This is a genomic window from Mycetocola sp. Y442 (assembly GCF_056898615.1).
In genome coordinates this window covers 250,512-273,080 of the sequence record NZ_JBXHBV010000003.1, presented here as the reverse complement: position 1 = coordinate 273,080, position 22,569 = coordinate 250,512, and the positions used below count along the sequence as shown (strand labels likewise).

The following is a 22,569-nucleotide window of genomic DNA, read 5'->3' as shown; positions in this document are numbered from 1 at the left end:
GCCATGAGTGACCCCATCGACCTTTCGTTCGCTGACGCACTCATATCGGATGCGGCCACCGAGAGATACCCGAATCGGATGTTCCGCTTCGGTCGGCTTGTCGGTCGCTGGAACGTGCACTCACGCCGCATGGATGAGGCCACAGGGAACTGGCATGAGTCGGACTTCGTCTGGGTGGTCGGGTTTATTTTGGACGGGAAGGCCGTTCAGGATGTCGCGCTCACGCCAACAGAGGACGGCTTCGAAACCATCTCAACCGCGGTCCGGGTCTACGACCGCGACATGGGTGCCTGGCGCGTGAGCTACTTCGAGCCGGAGCGCGGCGAATACGCGCATCTTGTCGCCACCGCGCACAAGCGCGACGGCATCCGTCAGGACGGAACGCGGAACGACGGTCTGCTCATCCGCTGGAACTTCTCGAAGATCACCGAGCACTCCTACCGGTGGGAGAGTTTCGTCTCGGAAGACGAGGGAACCACGTGGGTGCTCAACGAGCACAATGAGGGCATGCGCGTCAGCTGACCGCCGCGCGTGCCGCGAGAGCATCAGTTGCGGTCGAGAACACCAGTTGCGCCTGATGTTCTCGACCGGAACTGATGCGTGAGGCGCCCGCTACAGCTCGAACCGGAAGCTGAGGTCCTCGGGGTAGTCCCCGAGCGCCGTCAGCGTCGTCGCCGCACGCTGCAGCGCAGCGAGGGTGAGGCCGAGGGTCTGCGGGCCGAAGCTGACGCGGGAGATTCCCAGTTCGGCGAGCCTCTTGAGGGGGATGCCGCCGAGCCCACCGATCGTGGAGATGCGCCCGTTCACCTCGTCGAGCGCGCGCTTCACGCGATCCTCATCGCTCAGCCCGAGGAAGAAGATCACGTCGGCACCGGCGTCGAGATAGGCATTCGCCCGCGTGACCGCTTCCTCCCAGCTGCCGCCGCCGGCGAGTGTGTCGACCCGGGCATTGATCACGAGCGGGATGCCTGTGGCGTCACCCGCGCCGCGGGCGGCGGCAACGCGTACGACCGAGTCGTCGATACTGCGCTGGGGACCGTTTGCCGCCTCAAGTGAGTCCTCGATGTTGATTCCGACGGCGCCGGATTCTTCGATCAGGCGACGAACGTTGTCACCGACGCCGGCGGCATCCGGGGCGTAGCCCTTCTCGAAATCGACCGAGAGCGGCAGGTCGACGGCACCGGCGATGATGCGCGCCGCCTCGATCGCGGCATCGACGGTGAGTCCCTCGTTGTCGGGCACGCCCCGCGCGAAGGATACCGAGTGTGAAGCGCTCGCGAGGGCACGCACTCCCGGGGCCTCTGAGACGATCTTCGCCGTGATGGCATCCCACACGTTCGTCACGATGAGCGGATCACCGGGGGCGTGGAGGCGGTTGAGCAGTTGAGCTTTCTCGAGTTGAGTCGTCATCTCCCCAGTCTGGACAGGTCGGATGCCTCGGCGCCACCCATAACTGAATCGCGAACACGGTTGCTGCAGCGTCGCTCAGCGGTGAGGGGGCGGCCCGGATTCGCCCCCCGAATGTGGGTCAGGCGATACTGGTAGTTGGAAACCGGCCGATCTGACGCCCGCACGGGTACTGATCAGCCGCTGATAGAGATGGTGACTTGACGTGTCGAACGAGCCGAACGAGTCCACTGAGCCGAATGAGCCGTGGATAACAGCCGTAGCCCGAGCCGACGGTACAGGCACGATCTCGGTCGACGGCGCACAGTCCGACATTCGCGCAAATGACGTCGCGGAGGTTCGAGCCGCGATCATTGCGCGTGTCACCGACGAGGCGAAGGCGCGCAACCAACGGGTGCTGGTGGCCATCACCGATCTCGACGGCGTTTACCTGCTGTCTGTTCACCCCGACGGCAACGTCGAGTCGGAAGGTCCTGTTGTGCCGGATGCCGCTGCCTCGGCGCGCGATGCGACAGCTGCTGGGTCCAGAAGCGAGTCCGCCCGCGCGAAGGAGCCGGCACCCGAGACCAGGCCGACCCGCCCATCGTCTCCAGCGGAAGGATCAGTCCGCGGGTCAGCACCGGCACGAGCCGTGCTGAACCCCGCCTTCGGCGAGGCAACCCCGGTGATTCCCCCGCCCCCCTTCGGCATCGATGACCTCATCGACTTCGCCGAGTCCGGATCCGAGCCGACGCCGCACAACGACAGAAGCTTCGAGTCAGCACCGACACGGAGGTCAACCTTCCGGTCCTATTCAGAGGAGAGCGACCTGTCGCACCACAATTCCGGATCCGCCGCGCCAGCCGAGGTCACTCCATTCACGACTGCACGGTCCGCTGCCGGAGAAACCACCGAGGAACCTGACTCGGCGGAGGCGGAGGCGGAGGCGGAGGCAGCAGAGCTTACGTTTGACCAGCTGTTGCCGTCATCGAGCAGACGGGAGAAGGCATCCGCTTCGACATCCTCGCCATCGGACGGTGAAGCGGGCGTCGCGCCCACCCTCGAGGACTTCCTCCAGTCACGGCCATCGGCGCCGGAGGGTCCGGCGAAACAGGGCTGGCAGGGAGCCGTCCGTCGCGTGACCGGCGGACTGATCTCGCCGCGCCCAGGCAAAGGCGAGCGAGCCCACCGCGATGCGATCCGGCGGGTCCAGCGAAGCCTCAAGGGGCCGCGGACCATCGTCGTGCTCAACCCGAAGGGTGGAGCGCACAAGACGACCGCAACCCTGTTGCTCGCCGCGACCTTCGGTACCCACCGCGGTGGATCAACGCTCGCCTGGGACAACAACGAAACCCGCGGCACCCTCGGCTGGCGGGCCCAGCCCTCGGTGCACTCCAACACCGCGGTCGACCTGCTTCGCGACCTCGGACGGTTCTCCGATGTCGAGTCGGCGCGCGTCGGGTACCTCGACAACTACGTGCGCGGGCAGGGCGACGCCCAGTTCGATGTGCTCGCTTCTGACGAGGATGCCGCCGCGTCCTCCACCATCGATGCGGATGCCTTCCGCAGCCTCCACTCGACACTCAGCCGGTTCTATCGCGTACTCGTGATCGACACGGGCAACAACATGCGCGCATCCAACTGGGAAGCGGCCGTCGAAGCGGCCGACCAGCTCGTCGTCGTCACCACGGTGAACGAGGAAACCGCGGCGAGTGCTGCGTGGCTCATCGATGGGCTCAGGCAGAAGGGGCACCAGGACAAGGTCAGCCAGGCCGTGACGATCCTCTCGTCACCAGGAGACACCGTGCAGCCCGAGCTGTCCCAGCGACTGCACAGCCACTTTTCGGCCCTCACCCGCGTGGTGCTCGAGGTGCCGTACGACCCCGGCTTCCAGGGCGGCGGTCCCCTCAACGTCGACGTGCTCTCTCCGCAGACTCGCGAAGCGTGGCTCCAGGTGACGGCGGCGGTGGCCGACGGACTCTAGGCGGACCTGGCCTCGCCCGGCACCAGAATCTTGACCATCTCGAGTTGGCGCTTACCCGGCTCGAGGTCGTACGGCACGGTCACGCCGGTGTCGCGGTAGCCCTTCTTCGCGTAGTACGCGTGCGCCCGGGTGTTGTCTTCGTGAACGTGCAGGGTGATCCGGTCGGATCGTTCCCTTGACCACTGCTCGACGCCCTCGAGGAGAGCGGAGGTGACGCCGGCCGCTTCACCCCGGAACTCCGGAGTGACGTAGACGCCGACGAGCATCGGCACCGTGCTGCCGTTCGGCGTGTACGTACCCATCGTGCCCACCCAGCGGCCGTCATCCGTGATCGCTACGAGCACGGTTCCACCGTCGCTCGTGCCTCGCCTGCCTCGCATCCGCCACTCGGCTTCGCCCACGGCCTGTGCGTGCGCGAGCGTCTCGCCGAAAGCGATCGGAGTGTCCGCGAGCATTTCAAGACGGAGTCTTCTGACCTCGCGCCAGTCGGCATCGGTGGTGGGGCGGATGGAGAACGTGGCGTCGCGCATCGACCAAATCTACCGGCACAACGAGGGCTCCCGCGGTCCAGTGCAAGCCCTTTCCGTGTCCTGGCGCTCACCACTAGTCTCGGAGCGCGTCGGCCTCTCCCGCCCGGCGCCCGTCGAAAGGAACTCAGATGTCCACCTGGCTCATCACCGGCTGCTCGACAGGCCTCGGTCGCGCGCTCGCGACCGCCGTGCTCGCCCACGGCAACAACGTCGTCGTCACGGCGCGCGACGCGTCGACGGTGCAGGACATCGCCGACACGTCTCCCGACTCCGCCCTCGCGCTCTCGCTGGACGTGACCGACCCGGCGCAGATCGAGTCAGCCGTTCGAGAGGCGGAGCGCCGGTTCGGCGCCGTCGACGTGCTCGTGAACAACGCGGGCTACGGGTATCGGTCCGCCGTGGAGGAAGCCACCCCCGAAGACGTCAAGCGGCTCTTCGACACCAACTTCTTCGGAGCCGTCGCCATGATCAAGGCGGTCCTGCCCGCGATGCGGGAACGCCGCTCCGGCGCCATCGTCAACATTTCCTCCATCGGCGTGCGCCTCACGCCGCCGGGGTCGGGGTACTACGCGGCGTCGAAGGCGGCCCTCGAGGGCATGTCCGGCTCCCTCCGCAAGGAGCTGGAACCGCTCGGAATCGCCGTCACCGTCGTCGAACCGGGCGGATTCCGCACCGACTTCGCCGGGCGCTCGCTGGCACAGTCTGAGACCGCCATCCCGGACTACGCCGAGACCGCTGGCAAGCGGCGGAAGGAAAACGACACGGTGCACGGCACCCAGCCGGGCAACCCGGCGCTGGCCGCCGAGGCGATCATCACGGCGGTCGAATCTCCCAACGCACCCCTCCTCTTGCTGCTCGGCGCCGACGCCATGGACGGGTTCGAGACGCTGGCTGATCGGGAGCGGCGGGACGCTGACACCTGGCGCGACCTCAGCCTCAGTACCGGTTACCCGGAGGAATAGGCGGCTCTTTCGCCTAGTGCAGCGTGATGGATTCCACGGCACGCAGCTGGGTGCGGATGAAGCGGTTGGCGTGCGCGCCGAGGTCGTCTGAGTCGTCCCACAGGTTGCGCCAGATGCCGAGCATCCTGCTGAGGTCCTCGTTCACCACGGCCGACGAGAACGACTCGAACACGACGGGCCCGTCGTAACCGATCCGCGCCAGGCCGCGGAAGAACGAGCCGAAATCCACCGTGCCTGAACCCAGGTAGCCGCGGTGGCTCTCGCCGACGTGCGCGTAACCCAGCCGATCGCCGACGTCGAGGACCGGGGTGTACAGATCCGACTCCTCGATGTTCATGTGGTACGTGTCGAGGTGCACTGAGACGTTGGCGTGCCCCACCTCGTCGAGAAACGCGAGCGCCTGCCTGCCCGTGTTCATCACGTTGGTCTCGTAACGGTTGACGACTTCGAGTGACATACGGATGCCCAGGCCCTCGGCCCGTGACGCCAGCCGGGCGAGTGCGGCGGCGCTCGACGCGCGACCAGCCGGGGTCGCGGGCGTCATGTACTTCTTCATGGCGCTGTAGATCACGCCGCAGAGATTGGTCCCACCCATCGCGTGCACGATGTCGAGGCACTCCTCGAGCATCCGTTCGCCTCGAGCCACGACATCGGGGTCGTCGCTCGTGAGGTCGGTTGCCTCGCTCAGGCCGAGCGACGCACTGACCGCGAGCTCGTTGTCCTGCAGAAGGCGAGCCGCGAGCATCCGATCGAAATGAAAAGGGTCCATGAGGGGGATTTCGATCAGGTCGAATCCCGCCTGTTTCGTCTTCTCGATCGCGAGGGTCAGCCCCGCGGCGTCGAATGAGCCTGAGAAGACGAGAGCGTGTGCGCCGATGAGCACGATCGTGTCCTTCCACCCCGGTGGCCGCGCCGGTGCGAAGCCCGTTCCGGCAGAGATTACTCCGCGGTGCGGGAGAGGGACAGGCCGTGCGGCCGAATCGTGAACCCGGTATCAGGCCCGACCCTGACCCCGAACCCGACCCGGGGCGCTCAACGCCCGCTGGACTCAGCGGGTACGAGCGAGGAGCGCGTCGACCTCGTCACGGTGGGGGAGGCTCGGGGAAGCGCCCTGTCGCGTCACGGTGAGCGCTCCAGCGGCGATCGCGCGCCGGATCGCAGCGGCGAGGTCGAGGCCGTCGGCGAGTGAAGCACCGAGGTAACCGGCGAACGCATCACCGGCTGCCGTTGTGTCGACGGCGGTGACCCGGATGGAGTCGAACCGCTCGACGCTCGTCGCCGTGACCAGAACCGCTCCAGCAGCCGCCATGGTGATGAGGGCACTGGTCGCGCCGCGGGAGGTGAACCAGCGACCGGCCTCAACCGCCGATGATTCGTCGGTCACCTCGATGCCGGTGAGGATGGCGGCCTCTGTCTCGTTCGGAGTGACGATGTCGACGAGGGGCCAGATCGCGTCGTCGAGGGCCGTGGCCGGCGCTGGGTCGAGAACGACGGTGAGGCCGGCGTCGTGCGCCTTCCTGATCGAGTACTGCGTGAGCGCCCACGGGATCTCGAGCTGGGTGAGTAGAACCCGGCAGCTCGACCCGATGGCCTCGAACGCGTCGTCGATATGTGACTCGCTGAGTGACGAGTTCGCGAGCGGAACCACCACAATGTCGTTTTCACCCGATGAGTCAACCCGGATCTGCGCTACTCCTGTTGGCCCCGGAACCGAGCGGACGTGGTCGACGTGCACGCCGGCATCCGCCAGCCCGCTGCTCGCTACGTCGGAGAAGAGGTCGGTGCCCACGCAGCCGACCATGTGCGCGTTGCCGCCGGCGAGTCCGGCGGCGACGGCCTGGTTCGCACCCTTGCCGCCGAGCACGAGGGTGAACTCGTCGCCGATGATCGTCTCGCCTCGAGCCGGGAGCCTCGACGAGAAGGTCGTGAGATCGACGTTGATGCTTCCGACGATGAGCACGCCACCGGATGCCGATGCTGAGGTTTGGGAACTCATGGTGTCCTTCTGCTGGGGTGTATCGCTCATCCAGAGGCTTCGCTGCTACGCCAGCTGCTTCTGCTTCGCCTGCACCGGGATCAGCAGGAGAAGTCCGACGAGGATGACGAGGATGATGCCGAGGATTCCCCAGTACTGCTCTCCGCCAATGGTGATGAAGATGGCGAACGCTGTCGGAGCGAGGAACGACACGGCACGACCCGTCGTTGCGTACAGGCCGAATATCTCTCCCTCGCGGCCGGCCGGGATGAGGCGGGCCAGGAACGACCGTGAGGCCGACTGCGCCGGGCCGACGAACAGGCAGAGCGCGAGTCCGAAGATCCAGAACATGAGCGCACCACCGTCGTGGAGGAAGAAGACGGCAAGACCGGCGAGCACGAGCCCAATGAGGGATGCCATGATCACCGGTTTTGCGCCGAGCTTGTCGTCGAGCAGACCGACGGTAATCGTCGAGATACCCGCGACGACGTTCGCGGCGATGGCGAAGATGATGACCTCACCCGGCGAGAAACCGAACCAGCCACCGGCGAGCACACCACCGAATGTGAACACTCCAGCGAGCCCGTCACGGAAGACCGCGCTCGCGATCAGGAAGTACACGGTCTGCCTGCTCTCGTTCCAGAGCTTCTTGATGTCGCCGAAGAGCCGGGGATACGAGGCGAAGAATCCGACCTTGTCGCGCCGCGCCCCGACGCCCTTGTACTCGGGAACAAAGAAGAGCACCGGCAGTGCGAACAGACCGAACCAGATCGCGGAAATCAGAACGGTCACCCGGATGTCCATGCCGCCATCGCCCGTGATTCCGAAGATGCCGACCTCCGGCTGGATCAGGCCGAAGTACACGATGAGCAGCAACACGATTCCACCGATATAGCCGAGGCCCCAGCCAATGCCTGACACCCGTCCGATAGTCGTCGGCGTCGAGACCTGGGCGAGCATCGCGTTGTAGTTCACGCCAGCGAATTCGAAGAAGATATTGCCTGCGGCGACGAGCAGAAGTCCCAGCCACAGGAAGCTTGGGTCGGGCTCGACGAAGAACATGGCCGCGGTGATCCCGACGACGATGTACGTGTTGACGGCGAGCCAGAACTTGCGGCGGCCCGAACTGTCTGAGCGCTGTCCGGTGACCGGGGCGAGGATGGCGATCAACAGACCGGCGGCGCCGAGCGCCCAGCCGAGCTGTGCCGAGACGGCGGCTTCCTCGCCGAAGGCGTCGCTCGTGAGGTAGACGGTGAAGACAAACGTGGTGATCACGGCGTTGAACGACGCGGATCCCCAGTCCCACAAGCCCCACGCCAGTACCTGTTTGGTCGAGGTTTTCGTCGGAGTTTCGGAGAGGGGGGTTGCTGTTATCGCTGCACCATTGCCCGCGTTCGTCGTCATGCTGTTCAGGCTACTGGCACGGGGAGGCTCGCACCCGAATCCTGTCCTGCCGTGTCTTCGGCTCGTGCACCTGAGCTCTCGCGCACGACAAGACGATGCCCGATTTCGATGCTGCGCGGGTTCACCCGCTCCGAGGAGATGGCGTCGACGAGGGTGTCAACCGCTCGGTCGGCGATCGCCTGTTTGTCGGGTGCAACGGACGTCAGTGACGGAATCGAGTAGGTCGACTCCTGCACGTCGTCGATCGAGACGATGGCGACGTCCTCCGGCATCCGCAGGCCCGCGTCTGCGAGCGCGCGCATCGCGCCGAACGCGATGACGTCTGCAAAGCACACGAGGGCATCGAAACGGATGCCTGCGGCGAGCGCGCGGCCGACAGCGTCGTGGCCGGCTGCAGTGCCGAACCGATCCGTGTAGAGCAGCAGCTCGGGGTCGAGGCTGAGCCCCGCGGCCGACACGGCTTCCTGAAAGCCCTGCAGTCGCAACCGCGAACTCCGGTAGTCGTCGGATCGGTACGCTCCCACCGTCGCAATACGGCGTCGTCCCGAGGCGATGAGATGCGCGGTGATCTCCCGTGCAGCACCGACGTTGTCGATCGCGATGGTCGTATAGGACGACGTCGAGATCTGTTCGCCGATGAGTACGGTGGGCACGCTCGGGGGAGCCGAGTAGAGGTCTTCCCTGGTCAGGGACATCGGGCTGAAGATCAGCCCGTCGACGAGGTGCGAGCTGAAACTCTTCAGGGTGCGCAGTTCCCGCTCTTTCGTTCCCTGCGTGTGGGTTGCGATGACCGTGTATCCGCGCCGCTGGGCAGATCGTTCGACGAGTTCGGACAGTTCGGCGAAATACGGCTGGGAGAGCTCGGGCACGGCAAAGCCGAGCATCTTCGTGTTGCCCTGGCGGAGCCGCCTGGCGGAGATGTTGGGCTGGTAGTTGAGCTTGGTGATGGCGTCCTGGACGCGCTGCCTCGTGTCGGGCCTGACGTGCACGTAGTTATTGACGACGTTGGAGACCGTCCGGGGGGACACGCCTGCAAGCTTCGCGACGTCGTGAATGTTGGTTGCCATGTTCCCTCCTCGACCATCTTGGCCTACAAAGTGGAGCAGCGGTGAACCGGTTTGTGCAACGTGGCAAAGGTACGCACGACGGCGTTTTGACAAAGCATCGCGGGAGTGAACACAATAGCTCCCGTGCAGTTTTTGCAACGTGGCAAACCGGAAGGCAAGGAATCGATGACGCTGACGCTCGATCAAGCGGCCCAAGCGACCAGGAAGCGCCCACCGCGACTACCCCGCAAACGGCGTTCTCAGGCCGGCCTGAAGTACGGCTTCGCTTTCGTCGCTCCCTTCGCGGTCCTGTACCTCATCTTTGTGCTGTACCCCGTTGTCCAGGCTGCCCAGATGAGCTTCTTCGATTGGGACCTGCTCGGTTCGGTCCGCGAGTTCATCGGCCTCGAAAACTATGAGCGGATGCTCTGGGGCGTCAATATTCAGTGGTCGATCACCAACCTGCTCTGGTGGCGCATCGGCGTGCTCGCCCTCGTTGCTGCGCTGCTGGTCGGTCCGATCAAGCGCAGGCACATCAGTGTCTGGAGTGTCTCCGGCGTGCTCGGCCTGCTCGGGGTGTTCGTCGCCCTCGGCTTTGCGCCGGGAAAAGACGGTTACTGGTACGACCCGACATTCTGGATCGCCCTGCAGAACACCCTGCTGTTCACGGCCATCTCCACTCCGATCATCGCCCTGCTCGGACTCGTCATGGCGCTTGCCCTGCAGGGACAGCGACGCGGATCCCGCTGGTACCAGATGGCGTTCTTCCTCCCGTACATCCTCCCGGTCTCCGTCGTCACCCTCATCTGGACGTACTTCCTCTCACCGGGGCAGGGGCTGCTCGCGCAGATCCTCACCCCGCTCGGCATCGACCCGATTCCCTGGCTGAGTGATTCGAACACAGCGCTCACCGCCGTCATCATCACCACGATCTGGTGGACCGTCGGGTTCAACCTCGTCATGTTCGCTGCCGGACTCCAGGATGTCGACAAGTCGCTTTACGAGGCAGCATCACTTGACGGTGCCGGCCCGTGGCGCAAGTTTGTGAGCGTGACGCTTCCCGGCATCCGCCACGTCATCCTGCTCGTCATGGTCATGCAGGCGATTGCATCGTTCCAGGTCTTCGGCCAGGTAAACATCATGACCGGTGGTGGCCCAGGTACCTCGACCGAGGTGCTCATCCGGCACATCTACCAGACCGGTTTCCGCGACTTCGAGCTCGGCTACGCGTCGGCGATGTCGCTCTTCCTCTTCGCACTGATGCTGATCGTCTCCGTCGTCCAGATGCGCTTCCTCGGAAAGGACGACACCAAGTGAACGTCATGAGCCCTCCCTCGACCCGGAAGACGAGCGCCGCTCAGCCCGGTCTCACCGCATCACGGCACACCGCGACGCGTGCGACCTGGTGGCACCTCGCCATGATCGTGGCCGCGCTGGTCTGGCTTCTTCCCATGCTGTGGATGCTGTCGCTCGCGCTCAGCGACAACGCGACGCTGAGCCAGGGAGTCACCGGGCTCATCCCGCGGGACTTCACGCTCGACAATGTCTTCGGCGTCTTTTCCGTCGGACTCACCAGCCGCTGGTTCCTCAACAGCGCCATCGTGGCCATCCTCACCACGGTCCTGACGGTGCTCCTCTGCGCAATGGCGGGCTATGCCTTCGCGCGGATCGAGTTCCCCGGCCGCACGTTCGTCTACGCCACTGTGCTCGCGGGTCTGATGATCCCCAAGGAGGCGATGTTCATCCCGCTCTTCACGATGGTCGCAGACGTGGAAATGCACAACACCTACGCTGCGCTCGTCCTGCCGCGGATCGCCGCTCCCCTCGGTGTCTTCCTGATGACGCAGTTCTTCTCGAAGATTCCGCTGGAGATGGAGGAAGCGGCGCGCGTCGACGGCGCAGGACCCTGGCGCACGTTCTTCTCGATCATGCTCCCGCTGGCTACCCCCGGTATGTTCGCGCTCGGAATCTTCACCTTCGTCCAGACCTGGAACGACTACCTGTGGCCGCTCGTGTCGGCGACAAAGAGCGAGATGTTCACGATCACCACTGGACTTGCGTCGCTGCAGGGCAACTTCGCCCAGGCCACCGAACTCGGCAGCCTGATGGCGCGCGGACTCGTTGGTTCGCTGCCGCTGCTGATCATCTTCCTGCTCTTCCAGCGTCATCTCATTCGCGGAATCTCCATGACCTCAGGCGGCAAGTAGGGCACCAGCCCCGCAACCGCATCCCCTGCATTTGTGCTGCAGGTCCACTCGTAACACCCGTAACACGAACACCCGTAACACGAACTCCCCTAACAAGACAGGAACAGACATGAACGGAAAACGCATCCCAGCGGTTCTCGCGACAGTCGCGGCAGCATCGATGCTGCTCGCCGGCTGTGGCACCGGAACCGGATCCGGCACAGCCGCCGGCGACGATGACATGACGGCGAAGATCGAAGCCGTTACAGACGAACAGCTCAAGGGCACCAGCATCACGATGTCGCGCATGTTCGGCGACTGCGAGGAGACCACCAAGGGCGTCACCGACCCCGCCATGGCGGCATCCGAGTGTGAAGCGATCCAGATCCTGACCAACAAGTTCAACGCCGAGAACGAGCACGGCATCTCCGTTGAACGCCTCGGCGGTGCTGACTGGAACTCGTACTACGACGCGTTCAACGCATCGATCGCCGGTGGAGAACCCGCGAACATCGCGAACCTGCACGATTACGCGCTGTCGGACTACGCGCGACGTGCCCAGCTGGTGTCGTTCGACCCCGCAGCACTCGACATCGACATGGATGACGCGACCGAGCAGGCTCAGAACTCGGTCACCTACGACGACAAGACCTTCGCGGTCCCGTTCGACTCGCACGCGATCCTCGCCCACGTGAACACCGATGTCCTCGGCGCTGCCGGCTACATGGACGCGGACGGCCGGCCCGTCATGCCGACCAACGCCGACGAGCTCATGGCCATGGGTCAGGCTGTCAAAGACAAGACCGGCAAGGCTCTGATGTCCGTTGGGTTCGCCAACGACGACATGGCATGGCGGATGTTCTACTCGTTCGTGCGCCAGCAGGGCTCTGACCTCATCGTCGACGGTGAGGCGAACGTCGATTCCGCCGAGGCGAAGGCCGCGATGGAGCTGCTCCAGGAACTCATCGACAACGGCTACATCCACACCACGGCCGACTACTCGGGCTCGATCGAGGAGTGGAAGAACGGCGAGTCCGCAATCCTCGTCAACGGTACGTGGGGCGTCAACGAGTACGCATCGACGGCTACATTCGGCTACACGGTCACCGACTTCCCGACGATCATGGACGAAGCCGCCGTCTGGGCGTCCTCGCACATGTGGGTGCTGCCCGTGCAGAAGGACAATGACCCGGTGAAGTACCGTGCGTCGCTCGAGTTCGCCTCCTTCCTCTACGAGAACACGAGTGTCTGGGCCACAGCGACCGGGCACATCGCGCCTCGCGTCTCGGTCGTTGAATCCGCCGAGTACCAGAACGCTCCCGAGCGGGCGAACTACACAGACACGGCGCTCGAGAACATCAGCTTCGTGCCGCAGGTCGAGAACTGGACGGCGATCAAGTCGCTGATCCACAAGCAGCTCGAAGAGGTCTGGTTCAACGGAAAAGACCTCGACTCAGCATTGACCGAGGCGCAGCAGCGCGTCGGCCAGGAACTGAAGTAGCAGGACTGATTCGCAACACAATCGTGGCCCGCTCCCGTTTTCGGGGCGGGCCACGGCTCTGATCCACTCATTATCAAGAAGGATGGGCACATGAGCCTGCACCCTCGCGAACGACTCTCCCTCGACGGCCGATGGGAGCTCGAACTCCTCGACGGCGACGACGCTGGCGGGCGGCTCGAGGCCGTGACCGTGCCCGGCGCGTGGACCGCTCAGCTGGCCGGACACGGGGACTCGCACGAGAGCGTCCGGTACCGGCGCACGTTCGACTGGACGCCAGGCACCGGGGCTGTGCACCTCGTGTTCAACGGAGCGAACCACTCCGCCGAGGTCAGGCTCAACGGAACCGTGGTCGGAACCCACGTCGGCGCCTGGGAAGCCTTCTCCTTCGACGTGAGCGACGTTGTGACCGCCGGGACGAACTCACTCGATGTGGTTGTTGCCTATCCGCCGCGCGCTGACACCGACACTGAGCCCGGCTACCTCGAGATCCCGCACGGCAAACAGTCCTGGTACGGCACCTCGGCGGGCATCTGGCAGTCGGTCTTCATCGAGTCGAGGCCGCTGCACCACATCGCCGAGATCGAGGTACGGGCGGATGCCCCGACGGGCACCATCGATGTTCGCGCCATTGCCTCGCTCCCCGGGGCGCGGGCCGAGGTGACGGTCAGCCGTGGCGACGAGGTCGTCGCTCGAGCCGACCTGGAAGAACAGGACGGCCAGTACAACGGGACTGTCACAGTGCCGGATGTGCAGCTGTGGGGCATCGACCAGCCCACGCTCTACACGGTGACGCTCAGGCTGGAGGCGACAGACGGCACAGCCGATGTCGTCTCGCGGAACACGGGTTTCCGCACGATCGAGGCACGCGACGGTGCGTTCTTCCTCAACGGCCACGAGCTCGAGGTACGTGCGGTTCTCGACCAGGACTACCACCCCTCTTCGGCACCGATCCCCGAGAGCACCGAGGAGTGGGAAGAGCTGCTGCACGAGACTCGTGCGCTCGGCTTCAACATGCTCCGCGTGCACATCAAGCGTCCCGATCCGCGTTACTACGAGATCGCCGACCGGATGGGAATGCTGGTCTGGACCGAGCTCCCGAGCTGGATGGTCTGGACCCAAAGCGGCGCAGACGAGGGACTCGCGATGCTCGAGCGGTTCATCGCCGCAGACCAGCATCACCCGAGCATCGTACTGTGGACGATCATCAACGAGTCCTGGGGGCTCGACATGACGAGCGGACGCCAGCGGCGCTGGCTCGCCGACGCGTTCCACCGGATCAAGGCTGTTGCTCGCGGCTCGCTCGTCGTCGACAACTCCGCGTGCTTCCCCAACTTCCACATGGTTTCGGATGTCGATGATTACCACGTCTACCGTGGCATCCCCGAGTCGCGTCGGGAATGGGACGAGAAGATCGAGGAGTTCGCCGCCCGTCCCGACTGGACGTACTCCGCGTACGGCGACGCGGAACGCTCCGGAACCGAGCCCCTCATGCTCTCCGAGTTCGGAAACTGGGCGCTGCCGGTCGTGCGCGACCAGTACACCGACGGGGTGGAACCGTGGTGGTTCGGCCTCGGCGCCAACTGGGCCTACGGCGCTGCAGAAGGCACCCGCCTGATGGAACGATTCGGTGAACTCGGTCTCGACCGCGTCTTCGGCACGTGGGAGGGCCTCGTCGCCCAGCTGCACCACGCGCAACTCGTGGCGAACCGCTACCAGACCACATCCATCCGGATGCAGCCGAGCATCAGCGGATACGTGCTGACGCAGCTGAGCGATGTGCAGTGGGAGGCCAACGGGCTGTTCGACATGAACCGCACACCGAAGGCGGGTACCGCGGCTTTTGCCCTCGCCAACGGCGACCGGGCGATCGCCCTCCGGCCAGACGCATACAGCGCCGTCACCGGTGACAGCCTCGCGCTGAGCATCACGACGGTGCCCGCTCGCACCGGATCGGCACCCGCGCCTGTTGCGGGTACCGTCCGGGTGCTGCTCGATGGCGTCGAGCTCTCCACGATCCCGGACGACGCCGAGCGCTGGACGACCGCGCGCGTGTCAGTGCCCGTGCCGGGCGAGCCCGGCCAGTACGAGCTCGCCGCAGAACTTGTCGTGAACGGTGAGGTGGCTGCTCGCGACGCCGCCGACCTCGTGGTCGTCGCACCCGTCGGTGCGGATGCCGGGGGCGCGGTTGTTGCCGCAGACAGCGGCATCGCCGACTGGGCACGGTCCATCGGGCTTGGCTGCGATGCCGAGCTGAAACCGGATTCACTCCTGGTCACGACCGTTTTCGACGCCGCTGCCCGCGCACACGCCAGTGACGGCGGCCGCGTGCTCGTGCTGGTCGAAGAGCCGGGTGCCCTCGACGGGGCATTCGACCTGCTCACCGCCGGTCGGGTCGGCCCGCGCTCTGGTGACGGCGACTGGGTGCCGCGCAGCGAATGGCTTGACCGCTCGGGTCCGTTCGCAAACGTGCCTGGAAGTACTCTCCTCGGCATCGCATTCGAGGATCTGCTCGGCGAGCACGTGCTCACCGGCATTCCGAACGCCATCCGTTCCGCCAGGGTCTACTCGGGGATCTTCTCCGGCTGGTTGCGCGGAGCTGCGACGACGACAGCCACCGTGCGCTGGAGTGAGGGCAGCGTGACACTCACGACGCTGCGCTTGCGGCACGCGCAGCCCATATCGCCTGTCGCGGCGACCCTGGCGCGAGCGGTCGTCGATGCCGCGCGGCTCGGCTAGATCTGCCCACTCCGGGTAAACCGCCAGGCGGTGGATGCAGCACGATCGCATCCGCCGCCGGGGTGACGGGGTGCACGTAGAGACGTTCGTACGTGCGGGGCTCAGAGCAGCTTGCGGGCAAGCGCCCATGCGGTGAGCTCGTGCCGCGACGACAGCTGCAACTTCCGCAGCACACTGGAGACGTGGGTTTCCACGGTCTTCACCGAGATGAAGAGGGATGCCGCTACCTCCTTATACGAGTAGCCCCTCGCGATCAGGCGCATCACCTCCTGCTCTCGCGCAGAGAGGCGATCAAGCTCATCCGAGGCCTCCGCGATTTCTCCCGCGACCGCGCCGAACGCGTCGAGGACGAACCCGGCGAGCCGGGGCGAGAACACGGCATCTCCGTCGCGAACGCGCCGCGCGGCATCCGACACGTCAGCACCCGATGCGCTCTTTGTGATGTAACCGCGGGCCCCCGCCCTGATAACCGTCACGACATCATCGGCGGCATCGGAGACGCTGAGCGCGAGGAACCGTGTGTTCGGGGCCTGCGGCGCTGCCCGCCGGATGACCTCGGCGCCCCCACCCCCCGTACCGCCGGGGAGGTGAACGTCGAGCAGAACGACCTGCGGCTGGGTCGCGAGAACGAGGTCGGTGGCGTCATCGACCGTCGCTGCTTCGCCCAGGACCCGGATGCTGTCGGCGAGGTCGGCACGAAGACCGGAGCGGAAGATCGAATGGTCATCGACGATGACCACGGTGAGGTCCGGGCCGCTCGAGGCCTCGGGGTGGTTCGATTCATCTGTCGGCATGGTCGGCTCCAGTGGTCAGGGGCAGAAGAAGGCGGACCTCGGTGCCCGTGCCGCCCGGTCCGGTTGTCAGCTCGGCTGTGCCGCCGATGCGTTGCATGCGACCGAGGATCGATTCGCGGATCCCCATCCTGTCGAAGGGGATCTCGTCGAGGTTCAGCCCCGGCCCGCGGTCGGTGATTGTGACCTCGATGGCGGTCGGCGACGACTCCAGGTAGACGGACACGGTGCCACCCGCGTGCCGCGCCGCGTTGAGCATCGCCTCGCCAGCGGCGCCGAGGAGCGCGTCAGGGACAGAGGTCTGGCTTTGGCCGACGGCGACGACCTCGATGAGGGCGGCATAGTCCTGCTCGATCACCCCGGCGATTCTGCGGAGTTCATCGGCGAACTCGACCGAGGATCCGGGGGAGCCCGCGAACAGCCAGTCCCTCAGCTCACGCTCCTGTGCTCGGGCAAGCCGGGACGCTTCACTCGCCGGCCCGGCCTTCTGCTGGATGAGCGCAAGGGTCTGCAGCACGGAGTCGTGGAGGTGCGCCGCGATCTCCGCCCGGTCGGCCTCGCGCACGCGCGCTGCCCGCTCGTCGGCGAGGTCACGGGTGAGTCGGACCAGCCAGGGCGCGACCACGATCGCGACTCCGAACAGCACAGCGATCGCGGCGACGAACACGGTCCAGACGTTGGGCTCGTCGCCGGTGACGAAGAACAGGAGGATTCCGACCGCGACGAGAATGAGCGCCCCGAGCGCCCGGACGAGCAACGCCGATGACGAGGAGGACCGCTGGCGCCTGAGATCGTCGAACTGGCGCCAGGCCAGTCCCGCTCCGCCAAGCACGACGATGGCCGGGATGACAAAGGAGAGCGGAACATCGACGCCGAGTCGGGAGGCGACGAGAGCCGCGGCGGCGGCGAGCAGCGCGAGGCCGAGCAGCGCCTCGGTGACCGGTGCCCGTCGTTCCGGCGGTGACGACGGGGTGTCTTCGTCGTGGGGCTTGGTGAGCGCGCGCTTCACCGGGTCGGCGGTCTCGATCGCGACCGGTGTCGTCGCCCACAACCAGGCGTAGAGGAGCATCCCCGCTCCGCCGCACAGGGCGAGTATCACCGCAGACGTCCGCACGAGGGGGAGGGGCAGACCGGTGTGCTCGGCGAAACCAGCGCACACCCCGCCAACGAGTCGGACGCGGGGGCGGGTCATCAGCGCTGCGTCCATGCTGCAATCCAAGCACCCCTGATACTCACCGAGGGACCGAAATCCGAAATCTCAGGGTCCGATCCGGGGGATCCCTCATGGCAGCGGCGTGCCGGTGAGCGCCACACTCGGAGTATGAACGAAGCACCGTCAACACCAGACGCCCCACCGGCACCGGACAGCCACACGCCGCCTGTGCCACAGGTCACCTTCTTCGACTGGATCCGGGGAACGGGTATCGGTCGTTCAGACGACGCCTGGCTCGGCGGAGTCGCCGGTGGCATCGCCCGGCACACCGGCCTTGACCCGCTGATCGTGCGCGGCGTCATCCTCGTCGTCGCCCTGCTCGGTGGCCCCGCACTGTTCCTTTACGCGATCGCGTGGGCGTTGCTGCCCGACAGCTCTGGCCGCATATACGCCGAACGGGCCCTCAAGGGGATTTTCGACCCGGCCATGATTGCCATCATCATTCTTGTCACCCTTGCCTTTCTCCCCTTCATGCAGGGCATCTGGTGGCGGGGTGCCCCCGACGCGTGGAATATGCCCGGGTGGCTCGAGTCGACGCTCAGCACGGGCTGGACACTCGCCCTCATCGCCGGGCTCATCTGGCTCACCGTCGTCATCGCACGGCGGGTGCCGTCCGCACGAGCACAGGCCCCCGGCCAGCCCGAGCCCCGCTCGCACGCCGATTTCTGGACCAGCCAGATGCAGGCAGCACCGACCCAGGCGCAGGCACCTCACGAGCGTCCGTCGACCGGCGCTGGCACTGATTCGACACCGGATGCCGGGGCGGGCGCGTAATACGGGTTCGGTCCTGCTCCCGCAGCCACCCCGGCCGGCGCTGAGCCCTGGTTCGCAACGGCTGAAGCAGCCCACTCAGTCCCAGACCAGGGAACCCGGGTGTACGGCGCGGTCTGGAACCCGCCGCAGCGGCCAGGCGCGGCCGAGCGGGATGCCGAGCGCAGGCGTCGCGCGGCCATTCACGCTGAGCAACGGCGTGAGCACGAGGAGCGCTACCGTTCCCGCCAGCCCGGAGCCGCCTTCGTCTCGATCTCGCTCGGGCTGGCGGTGCTCACCGGTGTCTTCGTCGCCATTGCCCTCGGGTACACCACGATGTCAGACACCGCGGTGGTGATCGGCACAGGATCCGCACTCGGAGTGCTGGCGCTCGCCACCGTCATTGCCGGCATCCGCGGTCGTGAGAGTGGCTGGCTCGGCTTCTTTGCCGTCGTCGCGGTTCTCGCACTGCTCTTCGTGGGAGTGTTCCCGCGCGGAACAGCGCTCTCCGTCTTCGGCAACACGACCTGGCAGGTGACCGATGCTCCGGCAGAATCCACGTCGGGATTCGCCATGGCGGCTGGATCGCCGACGCTTGATCTCTCGGCGCTGGATGATCGCGGTGCTCAGACCGGCGGGACCGTTGACCTGTGGCTTGCAGCGGGAACCGTCGACCTGATTCTCCCGCAGGACGTCCCCGTCATCCTCGAGGTCGCCGGCGGTGTCGCCGGTATCAGCGACGTCGATAACGGTGAGCGGCGGGAGAGGGGAGCGGCGCTGTACCGGCAGGTGCTTCGCTTCGGTAACACCTCGGAGGGTGACACCACGACGGTCCGGATCTGGATCGGTGCGGGAAGCGTCGACCTTGAGAACAACGCGAGGAGTGCACGATGAACGGCAACGGCAACGGCAACGGCAACGGCAACGGCAATCTCACAGCCGGGGCAGCCGGCTCGGCAACCGACCCGGCAACCAACCCGTCAACCGACCCGTCAACCGACCCGACCGGTGCCCTGTTTTCCGGACTGGAGGATCGCACGGGTGACCGGGCGGCATCCCGTGATTCTGAACGGCGGCACGCTCGATTCGGCACCATCCTGGGGGGCGTGATCCTGCTCGTCTTCGCCGCTTTCATGGTGACCAACGCGCTCGTGCCCTTCAGCCTGGATGCGGGCACCTGGCTGATCGTGGCTCTCGTCGCCGGGGGAGTTGTCCTCGTCATCGCGGGGATCGCTGCGGCGCTTCGGCGCACCGACTGAGGACTCCCGGATGCCGGCTTCGGGCGGTGCAGGGGTGCACCAGAGGCACGCCAGAGGCGGCCATTTCGATGGTCGCCTCTGGCGTGTCATCCGGTCGTCGTGTACACCCGAGGTTGGGCGGTTCCGGTTGTCAACCGCGCCCGGAAACTTGAGCCGACCCGGCTCAAGATTTGCCGACAAAAGTTGACAGCCGTCGGCGGTTCGGTAAACTTGAGTCATCGGCGCTCAACTATGAGCGACCATCACACACTTCGAATTGCGGGCCAACATACCCGGCCAACATCGAATCAGACCGTTCGCGGTCTCAAAGGAGAAATAGACACATGGCACGTGCAGTAGGAATCGACCTCGGAACCACCAACTCTTGTGTGGCCGTACTTGAAGGTGGCGAGCCCACCGTCATCGCAAATGCTGAGGGGCTCCGCACCACCCCGTCTGTGGTTGCATACACGAAGGACGGCGAGGTCCTCGTCGGTGAAACCGCGAAGCGCCAGGCAGTCACCAACGTCGACCGCACCATCGCGTCGGTCAAGCGCCACATGGGAACCGACTGGACCTTCGCCGTAGACCAGAAGAAGTACACGCCCCAGGAGATCTCGGCGCGCATCCTCGCCAAGCTCAAGCGCGACGCTGAGCAGTACCTCGGTGACACGGTGACGGATGCCGTCATTACGGTCCCCGCATACTTCAACGACGCTGAGCGTCAGGCCACGAAGGAAGCCGGTGAGATCGCCGGACTCAACGTCCTCCGCATCATCAACGAGCCCACCGCCGCAGCGCTCGCGTACGGCCTCGACAAGGGCAAGGAAGACGAGCTCATCCTCGTCTTCGACCTCGGTGGAGGAACGTTCGACGTTTCCCTGCTCGAAGTGGGCAAGGACGACGACTTCTCGACCATCCAGGTTCGCGCGACCGCCGGTGACAACCGCCTCGGTGGAGACGACTGGGACCAGCGCATCGTTGAGTACCTCATCAAGCGCTTCAAGGAGACCACAGGCGTCGACGTCTCGAACGACAAGATCGCCAAGCAGCGTCTCAAGGAAGCCGCCGAGCAGGCCAAGAAGGAACTGTCGTCGAGCATGTCGACGTCGATCCAGCTGCCGTACCTCTCCCTCACGGAGAACGGCCCGGTCAACCTCGACGAGACCCTGACCCGCGCGCAGTTCGAGCAGATGACCTCTGACCTCCTCGACCGCACCAAGAAGCCCTTCCAGGACGTCATCCGTGAGGCCGGCATCAAGGTGGGCGACATCGCCCACGTCGTACTCGTCGGTGGATCGACCCGCATGCCCGCCGTTTCGGCTCTCGTCAAGCAGGAAACCGGTGGCAAGGAGCCGAACAAGGGCGTCAACCCGGATGAGGTCGTCGCTGTCGGCGCCGCACTCCAGGCCGGTGTCCTGAAGGGCGAGCGCAAGGACGTTCTGCTCATCGACGTCACGCCGCTGTCTCTCGGTATCGAGACCAAGGGTGGCATCATGACCAAGCTCATCGAGCGCAACACGGCCATCCCGACGAAGCGAAGCGAAACCTTCACGACCGCAGACGACAACCAGCCGTCCGTTGCGATCCAGGTGTTCCAGGGTGAGCGCGAGTTCACCCGCGACAACAAGAACCTCGGAACCTTCGAGCTGACCGGTATCGCTCCGGCGCCGCGCGGAGTCCCGCAGGTTGAGGTCACCTTCGACATCGACGCCAACGGCATCGTGCACGTGTCCGCCAAGGACAAGGGCACGGGCAAGGAGCAGTCGATGACCATCACCGGTGGATCGTCCCTCGCTAAGGAAGACATCGAGCGCATGGTCCGCGAGGCGGAAGAGCACGCTGCTGAGGACAAGGCCCGCCGTGAGTCGGCCGAGACCCGCAACACAGCAGAGCAGCTCGCCTACTCGATCGAGAAGCTCATCAAGGAAAACGACGACAAGCTGCCCGAAGACGTCAAGAGCGAGGTGCAGGGCGACGTTGACGCACTCAAGTCAGCGCTCGCTGGCGACGACGACGCAGCCGTGAAGACCGCCTTCGATAAGCTCAACGAAAGCCAGACGAAGCTCGGCGAGGCCATCTACGCCCAGTCCCAGCAGGCCGACGCAGCAGCGGGAGCAGCGGGAACCGAGCAGCCGGCTGAGACGGCATCCGATGAGGATGTTGTTGACGCTGAAGTAGTCGACGACGAGGAAAGCGACAAGAAATAACAATGACTGACACGAACCCGACTCCAGAAAACGGTGACGAGGTTCAGCCAGTGAACGAAGGGTCGGAAGCTACGGCTTCCGGCCCTCGGTCGCAGGTGGACCCCGAAGTATCCGAGACCGACGTCCCCGAGGCCGAACTGCCCGAAGATGGCGACCACGAGCTGACCGTTCAGGACATCCTCGACGCGGTCCAGACCGAGGACGCCGAGAACGAGGCGGCGCGTGCTGCAGACGCAGACCCCGAGCACGAGCACCTGGTCGACCTCAAGCGGCTGAGCGCCGAGTACGCCAACTACCGCAAGCGCACGGAGGCGAACCGCGAGGTTGACCGTGAGCGGATGACCGGTGACGTCGTCAAATCCCTCCTTCCCGTGCTCGACGACCTCGACCGCGCCGAGAAACACGGCGACCTCGAGGGCGATACCCCGTTCACGGCGATCGCCGCGAAGCTCCGCACGAGCGTCACCAAACTGGGCCTTGTCCCGTTTGGCGCGAAGGGTGAACCGTTCGACCACAACATCCACGAGGCGATTTTCCAGCAGCCGAGCCCCGACGTTGAGATCGCAACAATTCTCGATGTCGTTGAGACGGGCTACATGGTCGGCTCGACCCTCCTCCGCGCGGCGAAGGTCGTCGTCGCTGTTCCCGCCGAGTAGG

20 protein-coding genes are annotated in these 22,569 nt (G+C 65.5%); 12 read left to right on the top strand and 8 right to left on the bottom strand.

What is annotated here, in order from left to right; genetic code table 11:
* Positions 1–3 precede the first annotated feature (3 nt).
* The gene (locus tag AC1X6S_RS12830) at positions 4–522 is read left to right on the top strand and encodes a hypothetical protein (protein WP_483406145.1); all 519 of its coding nucleotides are present in this window, start codon (positions 4–6) and stop codon (positions 520–522) included.
* 90 nt (positions 523–612) lie between these two features.
* On the opposite strand, the gene AC1X6S_RS12825 is transcribed toward AC1X6S_RS12830, so the two are convergent.
* Positions 613–1,410, bottom strand: a complete 798-nt coding sequence (locus tag AC1X6S_RS12825) for an isocitrate lyase/PEP mutase family protein (RefSeq protein ID WP_483406144.1) — start codon at positions 1,408–1,410, stop codon at positions 613–615.
* 202 nt (positions 1,411–1,612) lie between these two features.
* On the opposite strand from AC1X6S_RS12825, the gene AC1X6S_RS12820 reads away from it, so the two are divergent.
* Entirely contained in the window at positions 1,613–3,370 is a 1,758-nt protein-coding gene (locus AC1X6S_RS12820; protein ID WP_483406143.1) for a MinD/ParA family ATP-binding protein, read from the top strand.
* On the opposite strand, the gene AC1X6S_RS12815 is transcribed toward AC1X6S_RS12820, so the two are convergent.
* A complete protein-coding gene (locus AC1X6S_RS12815) occupies positions 3,367–3,900 on the bottom strand; it encodes a GNAT family N-acetyltransferase (RefSeq protein ID WP_483406142.1) in 534 nt (177 codons plus the stop codon). The genes AC1X6S_RS12820 and AC1X6S_RS12815 overlap by 4 nt on opposite strands.
* A gap of 128 nt (positions 3,901–4,028) precedes the next feature.
* Here AC1X6S_RS12815 and AC1X6S_RS12810 point away from each other — a divergent pair, with 128 nt between their 5' ends.
* The gene (locus AC1X6S_RS12810; RefSeq protein ID WP_483406141.1) at positions 4,029–4,862 is read left to right on the top strand and encodes an oxidoreductase; all 834 of its coding nucleotides are present in this window, start codon (positions 4,029–4,031) and stop codon (positions 4,860–4,862) included.
* Positions 4,863–4,875: 13 nt separating this feature from the next.
* On the opposite strand, the gene AC1X6S_RS12805 is transcribed toward AC1X6S_RS12810, so the two are convergent.
* The 4 genes from AC1X6S_RS12805 to AC1X6S_RS12790 all read right to left on the bottom strand — a co-directional run bounded on the left by AC1X6S_RS12805 (position 4,876) and on the right by AC1X6S_RS12790 (position 9,308).
* A complete protein-coding gene (locus AC1X6S_RS12805; RefSeq protein ID WP_483406140.1) occupies positions 4,876–5,745 on the bottom strand; it encodes a sugar phosphate isomerase/epimerase family protein in 870 nt (289 codons plus the stop codon).
* 165 nt (positions 5,746–5,910) lie between these two features.
* A complete protein-coding gene (locus tag AC1X6S_RS12800) occupies positions 5,911–6,858 on the bottom strand; it encodes a ribokinase (protein ID WP_483406139.1) in 948 nt (315 codons plus the stop codon).
* Between the two features lie 45 nt (positions 6,859–6,903).
* The gene (locus tag AC1X6S_RS12795; RefSeq protein ID WP_483406138.1) at positions 6,904–8,241 is read right to left on the bottom strand and encodes an MFS transporter; all 1,338 of its coding nucleotides are present in this window, start codon (positions 8,239–8,241) and stop codon (positions 6,904–6,906) included.
* Between the two features lie 5 nt (positions 8,242–8,246).
* Positions 8,247–9,308: a LacI family DNA-binding transcriptional regulator gene (locus AC1X6S_RS12790; RefSeq protein WP_483406137.1), complete on the bottom strand. Its 1,062-nt coding sequence runs from the start codon at positions 9,306–9,308 to the stop codon at positions 8,247–8,249.
* A 123-nt stretch (positions 9,309–9,431) separates the two neighbouring features.
* On the opposite strand from AC1X6S_RS12790, the gene AC1X6S_RS12785 reads away from it, so the two are divergent.
* The 4 genes from AC1X6S_RS12785 (at position 9,432) to AC1X6S_RS12770 (ending at position 15,710) form a co-directional block, all read left to right on the top strand.
* Positions 9,432–10,604 (top strand): carbohydrate ABC transporter permease, encoded by a 1,173-nt coding sequence (locus AC1X6S_RS12785; RefSeq protein WP_483406136.1) that lies wholly within the window; start codon positions 9,432–9,434, stop codon positions 10,602–10,604.
* A gap of 5 nt (positions 10,605–10,609) precedes the next feature.
* Entirely contained in the window at positions 10,610–11,494 is an 885-nt protein-coding gene (locus AC1X6S_RS12780) for a carbohydrate ABC transporter permease (RefSeq protein ID WP_483406135.1), read from the top strand.
* A 109-nt stretch (positions 11,495–11,603) separates the two neighbouring features.
* Positions 11,604–12,974, top strand: coding sequence for an extracellular solute-binding protein (locus AC1X6S_RS12775; protein WP_483406134.1), 1,371 nt, complete (start codon positions 11,604–11,606; stop codon positions 12,972–12,974).
* A 90-nt stretch (positions 12,975–13,064) separates the two neighbouring features.
* Positions 13,065–15,710, top strand: coding sequence for a glycoside hydrolase family 2 protein (locus tag AC1X6S_RS12770; RefSeq protein ID WP_483406133.1), 2,646 nt, complete (start codon positions 13,065–13,067; stop codon positions 15,708–15,710).
* Between the two features lie 101 nt (positions 15,711–15,811).
* Here AC1X6S_RS12770 and AC1X6S_RS12765 read toward each other — a convergent pair whose 3' ends face one another.
* Together AC1X6S_RS12765 and AC1X6S_RS12760 are read right to left on the bottom strand one after the other, a co-directional pair.
* Positions 15,812–16,504, bottom strand: coding sequence for a LuxR C-terminal-related transcriptional regulator (locus AC1X6S_RS12765; RefSeq protein WP_483406132.1), 693 nt, complete (start codon positions 16,502–16,504; stop codon positions 15,812–15,814).
* Positions 16,491–17,708: an ATP-binding protein gene (locus tag AC1X6S_RS12760; RefSeq protein WP_483406131.1), complete on the bottom strand. Its 1,218-nt coding sequence runs from the start codon at positions 17,706–17,708 to the stop codon at positions 16,491–16,493. Before AC1X6S_RS12760 ends, AC1X6S_RS12765 begins: the two co-directional genes overlap by 14 nt.
* Before the next feature lie 114 nt (positions 17,709–17,822).
* On the opposite strand from AC1X6S_RS12760, the gene AC1X6S_RS12755 reads away from it, so the two are divergent.
* The 5 genes from AC1X6S_RS12755 to AC1X6S_RS12735 all read left to right on the top strand — a co-directional run bounded on the left by AC1X6S_RS12755 (position 17,823) and on the right by AC1X6S_RS12735 (position 22,568).
* Positions 17,823–18,488, top strand: a complete 666-nt coding sequence (locus AC1X6S_RS12755; protein WP_483406130.1) for a PspC domain-containing protein — start codon at positions 17,823–17,825, stop codon at positions 18,486–18,488.
* 99 nt (positions 18,489–18,587) lie between these two features.
* The gene (locus AC1X6S_RS12750) at positions 18,588–19,358 is read left to right on the top strand and encodes a hypothetical protein (RefSeq protein ID WP_483406129.1); all 771 of its coding nucleotides are present in this window, start codon (positions 18,588–18,590) and stop codon (positions 19,356–19,358) included.
* Positions 19,355–19,723 (top strand): hypothetical protein, encoded by a 369-nt coding sequence (locus AC1X6S_RS12745; RefSeq protein ID WP_483406128.1) that lies wholly within the window; start codon positions 19,355–19,357, stop codon positions 19,721–19,723. Before AC1X6S_RS12750 ends, AC1X6S_RS12745 begins: the two co-directional genes overlap by 4 nt.
* 323 nt (positions 19,724–20,046) lie before the next feature.
* Positions 20,047–21,912: a molecular chaperone DnaK gene (dnaK, locus tag AC1X6S_RS12740; protein ID WP_483406127.1), complete on the top strand. Its 1,866-nt coding sequence runs from the start codon at positions 20,047–20,049 to the stop codon at positions 21,910–21,912.
* Between the two features lie 2 nt (positions 21,913–21,914).
* Positions 21,915–22,568 carry a nucleotide exchange factor GrpE gene (locus tag AC1X6S_RS12735; protein WP_483406126.1) on the top strand — a complete coding sequence of 218 codons (654 nt, stop codon included), beginning with the start codon at positions 21,915–21,917 and terminating at the stop codon, positions 22,566–22,568.
* Position 22,569 lies beyond the last annotated feature (1 nt).

What these genes read in the sequence shown, in the direction of transcription:
- AC1X6S_RS12760 (WP_483406131.1), bottom strand. Translation starts at nt 17,708, where the DNA reads ATGGACGCAGCGCTGATGACCCGCCCCCGCGTCCGACTCGTTGGCGGG.
- AC1X6S_RS12815 (WP_483406142.1), bottom strand. Translation starts at nt 3,900, where the DNA reads ATGCGCGACGCCACGTTCTCCATCCGCCCCACCACCGATGCCGACTGG.
- AC1X6S_RS12795 (WP_483406138.1), bottom strand. Translation starts at nt 8,241, where the DNA reads ATGACGACGAACGCGGGCAATGGTGCAGCGATAACAGCAACCCCCCTC.
- dnaK (WP_483406127.1), top strand. Translation starts at nt 20,047, where the DNA reads ATGGCACGTGCAGTAGGAATCGACCTCGGAACCACCAACTCTTGTGTG.
- AC1X6S_RS12830 (WP_483406145.1), top strand. Translation starts at nt 4, where the DNA reads ATGAGTGACCCCATCGACCTTTCGTTCGCTGACGCACTCATATCGGAT.
- AC1X6S_RS12810 (WP_483406141.1), top strand. Translation starts at nt 4,029, where the DNA reads ATGTCCACCTGGCTCATCACCGGCTGCTCGACAGGCCTCGGTCGCGCG.
- AC1X6S_RS12745 (WP_483406128.1), top strand. Translation starts at nt 19,355, where the DNA reads ATGAACGGCAACGGCAACGGCAACGGCAACGGCAACGGCAATCTCACA.
- AC1X6S_RS12770 (WP_483406133.1), top strand. Translation starts at nt 13,065, where the DNA reads ATGAGCCTGCACCCTCGCGAACGACTCTCCCTCGACGGCCGATGGGAG.
- AC1X6S_RS12735 (WP_483406126.1), top strand. Translation starts at nt 21,915, where the DNA reads ATGACTGACACGAACCCGACTCCAGAAAACGGTGACGAGGTTCAGCCA.
- AC1X6S_RS12780 (WP_483406135.1), top strand. Translation starts at nt 10,610, where the DNA reads ATGAGCCCTCCCTCGACCCGGAAGACGAGCGCCGCTCAGCCCGGTCTC.
- AC1X6S_RS12755 (WP_483406130.1), top strand. Translation starts at nt 17,823, where the DNA reads ATGAACGAAGCACCGTCAACACCAGACGCCCCACCGGCACCGGACAGC.
- AC1X6S_RS12790 (WP_483406137.1), bottom strand. Translation starts at nt 9,308, where the DNA reads ATGGCAACCAACATTCACGACGTCGCGAAGCTTGCAGGCGTGTCCCCC.
- AC1X6S_RS12825 (WP_483406144.1), bottom strand. Translation starts at nt 1,410, where the DNA reads ATGACGACTCAACTCGAGAAAGCTCAACTGCTCAACCGCCTCCACGCC.
- AC1X6S_RS12775 (WP_483406134.1), top strand. Translation starts at nt 11,604, where the DNA reads ATGAACGGAAAACGCATCCCAGCGGTTCTCGCGACAGTCGCGGCAGCA.
- AC1X6S_RS12765 (WP_483406132.1), bottom strand. Translation starts at nt 16,504, where the DNA reads ATGCCGACAGATGAATCGAACCACCCCGAGGCCTCGAGCGGCCCGGAC.
- AC1X6S_RS12800 (WP_483406139.1), bottom strand. Translation starts at nt 6,858, where the DNA reads ATGAGTTCCCAAACCTCAGCATCGGCATCCGGTGGCGTGCTCATCGTC.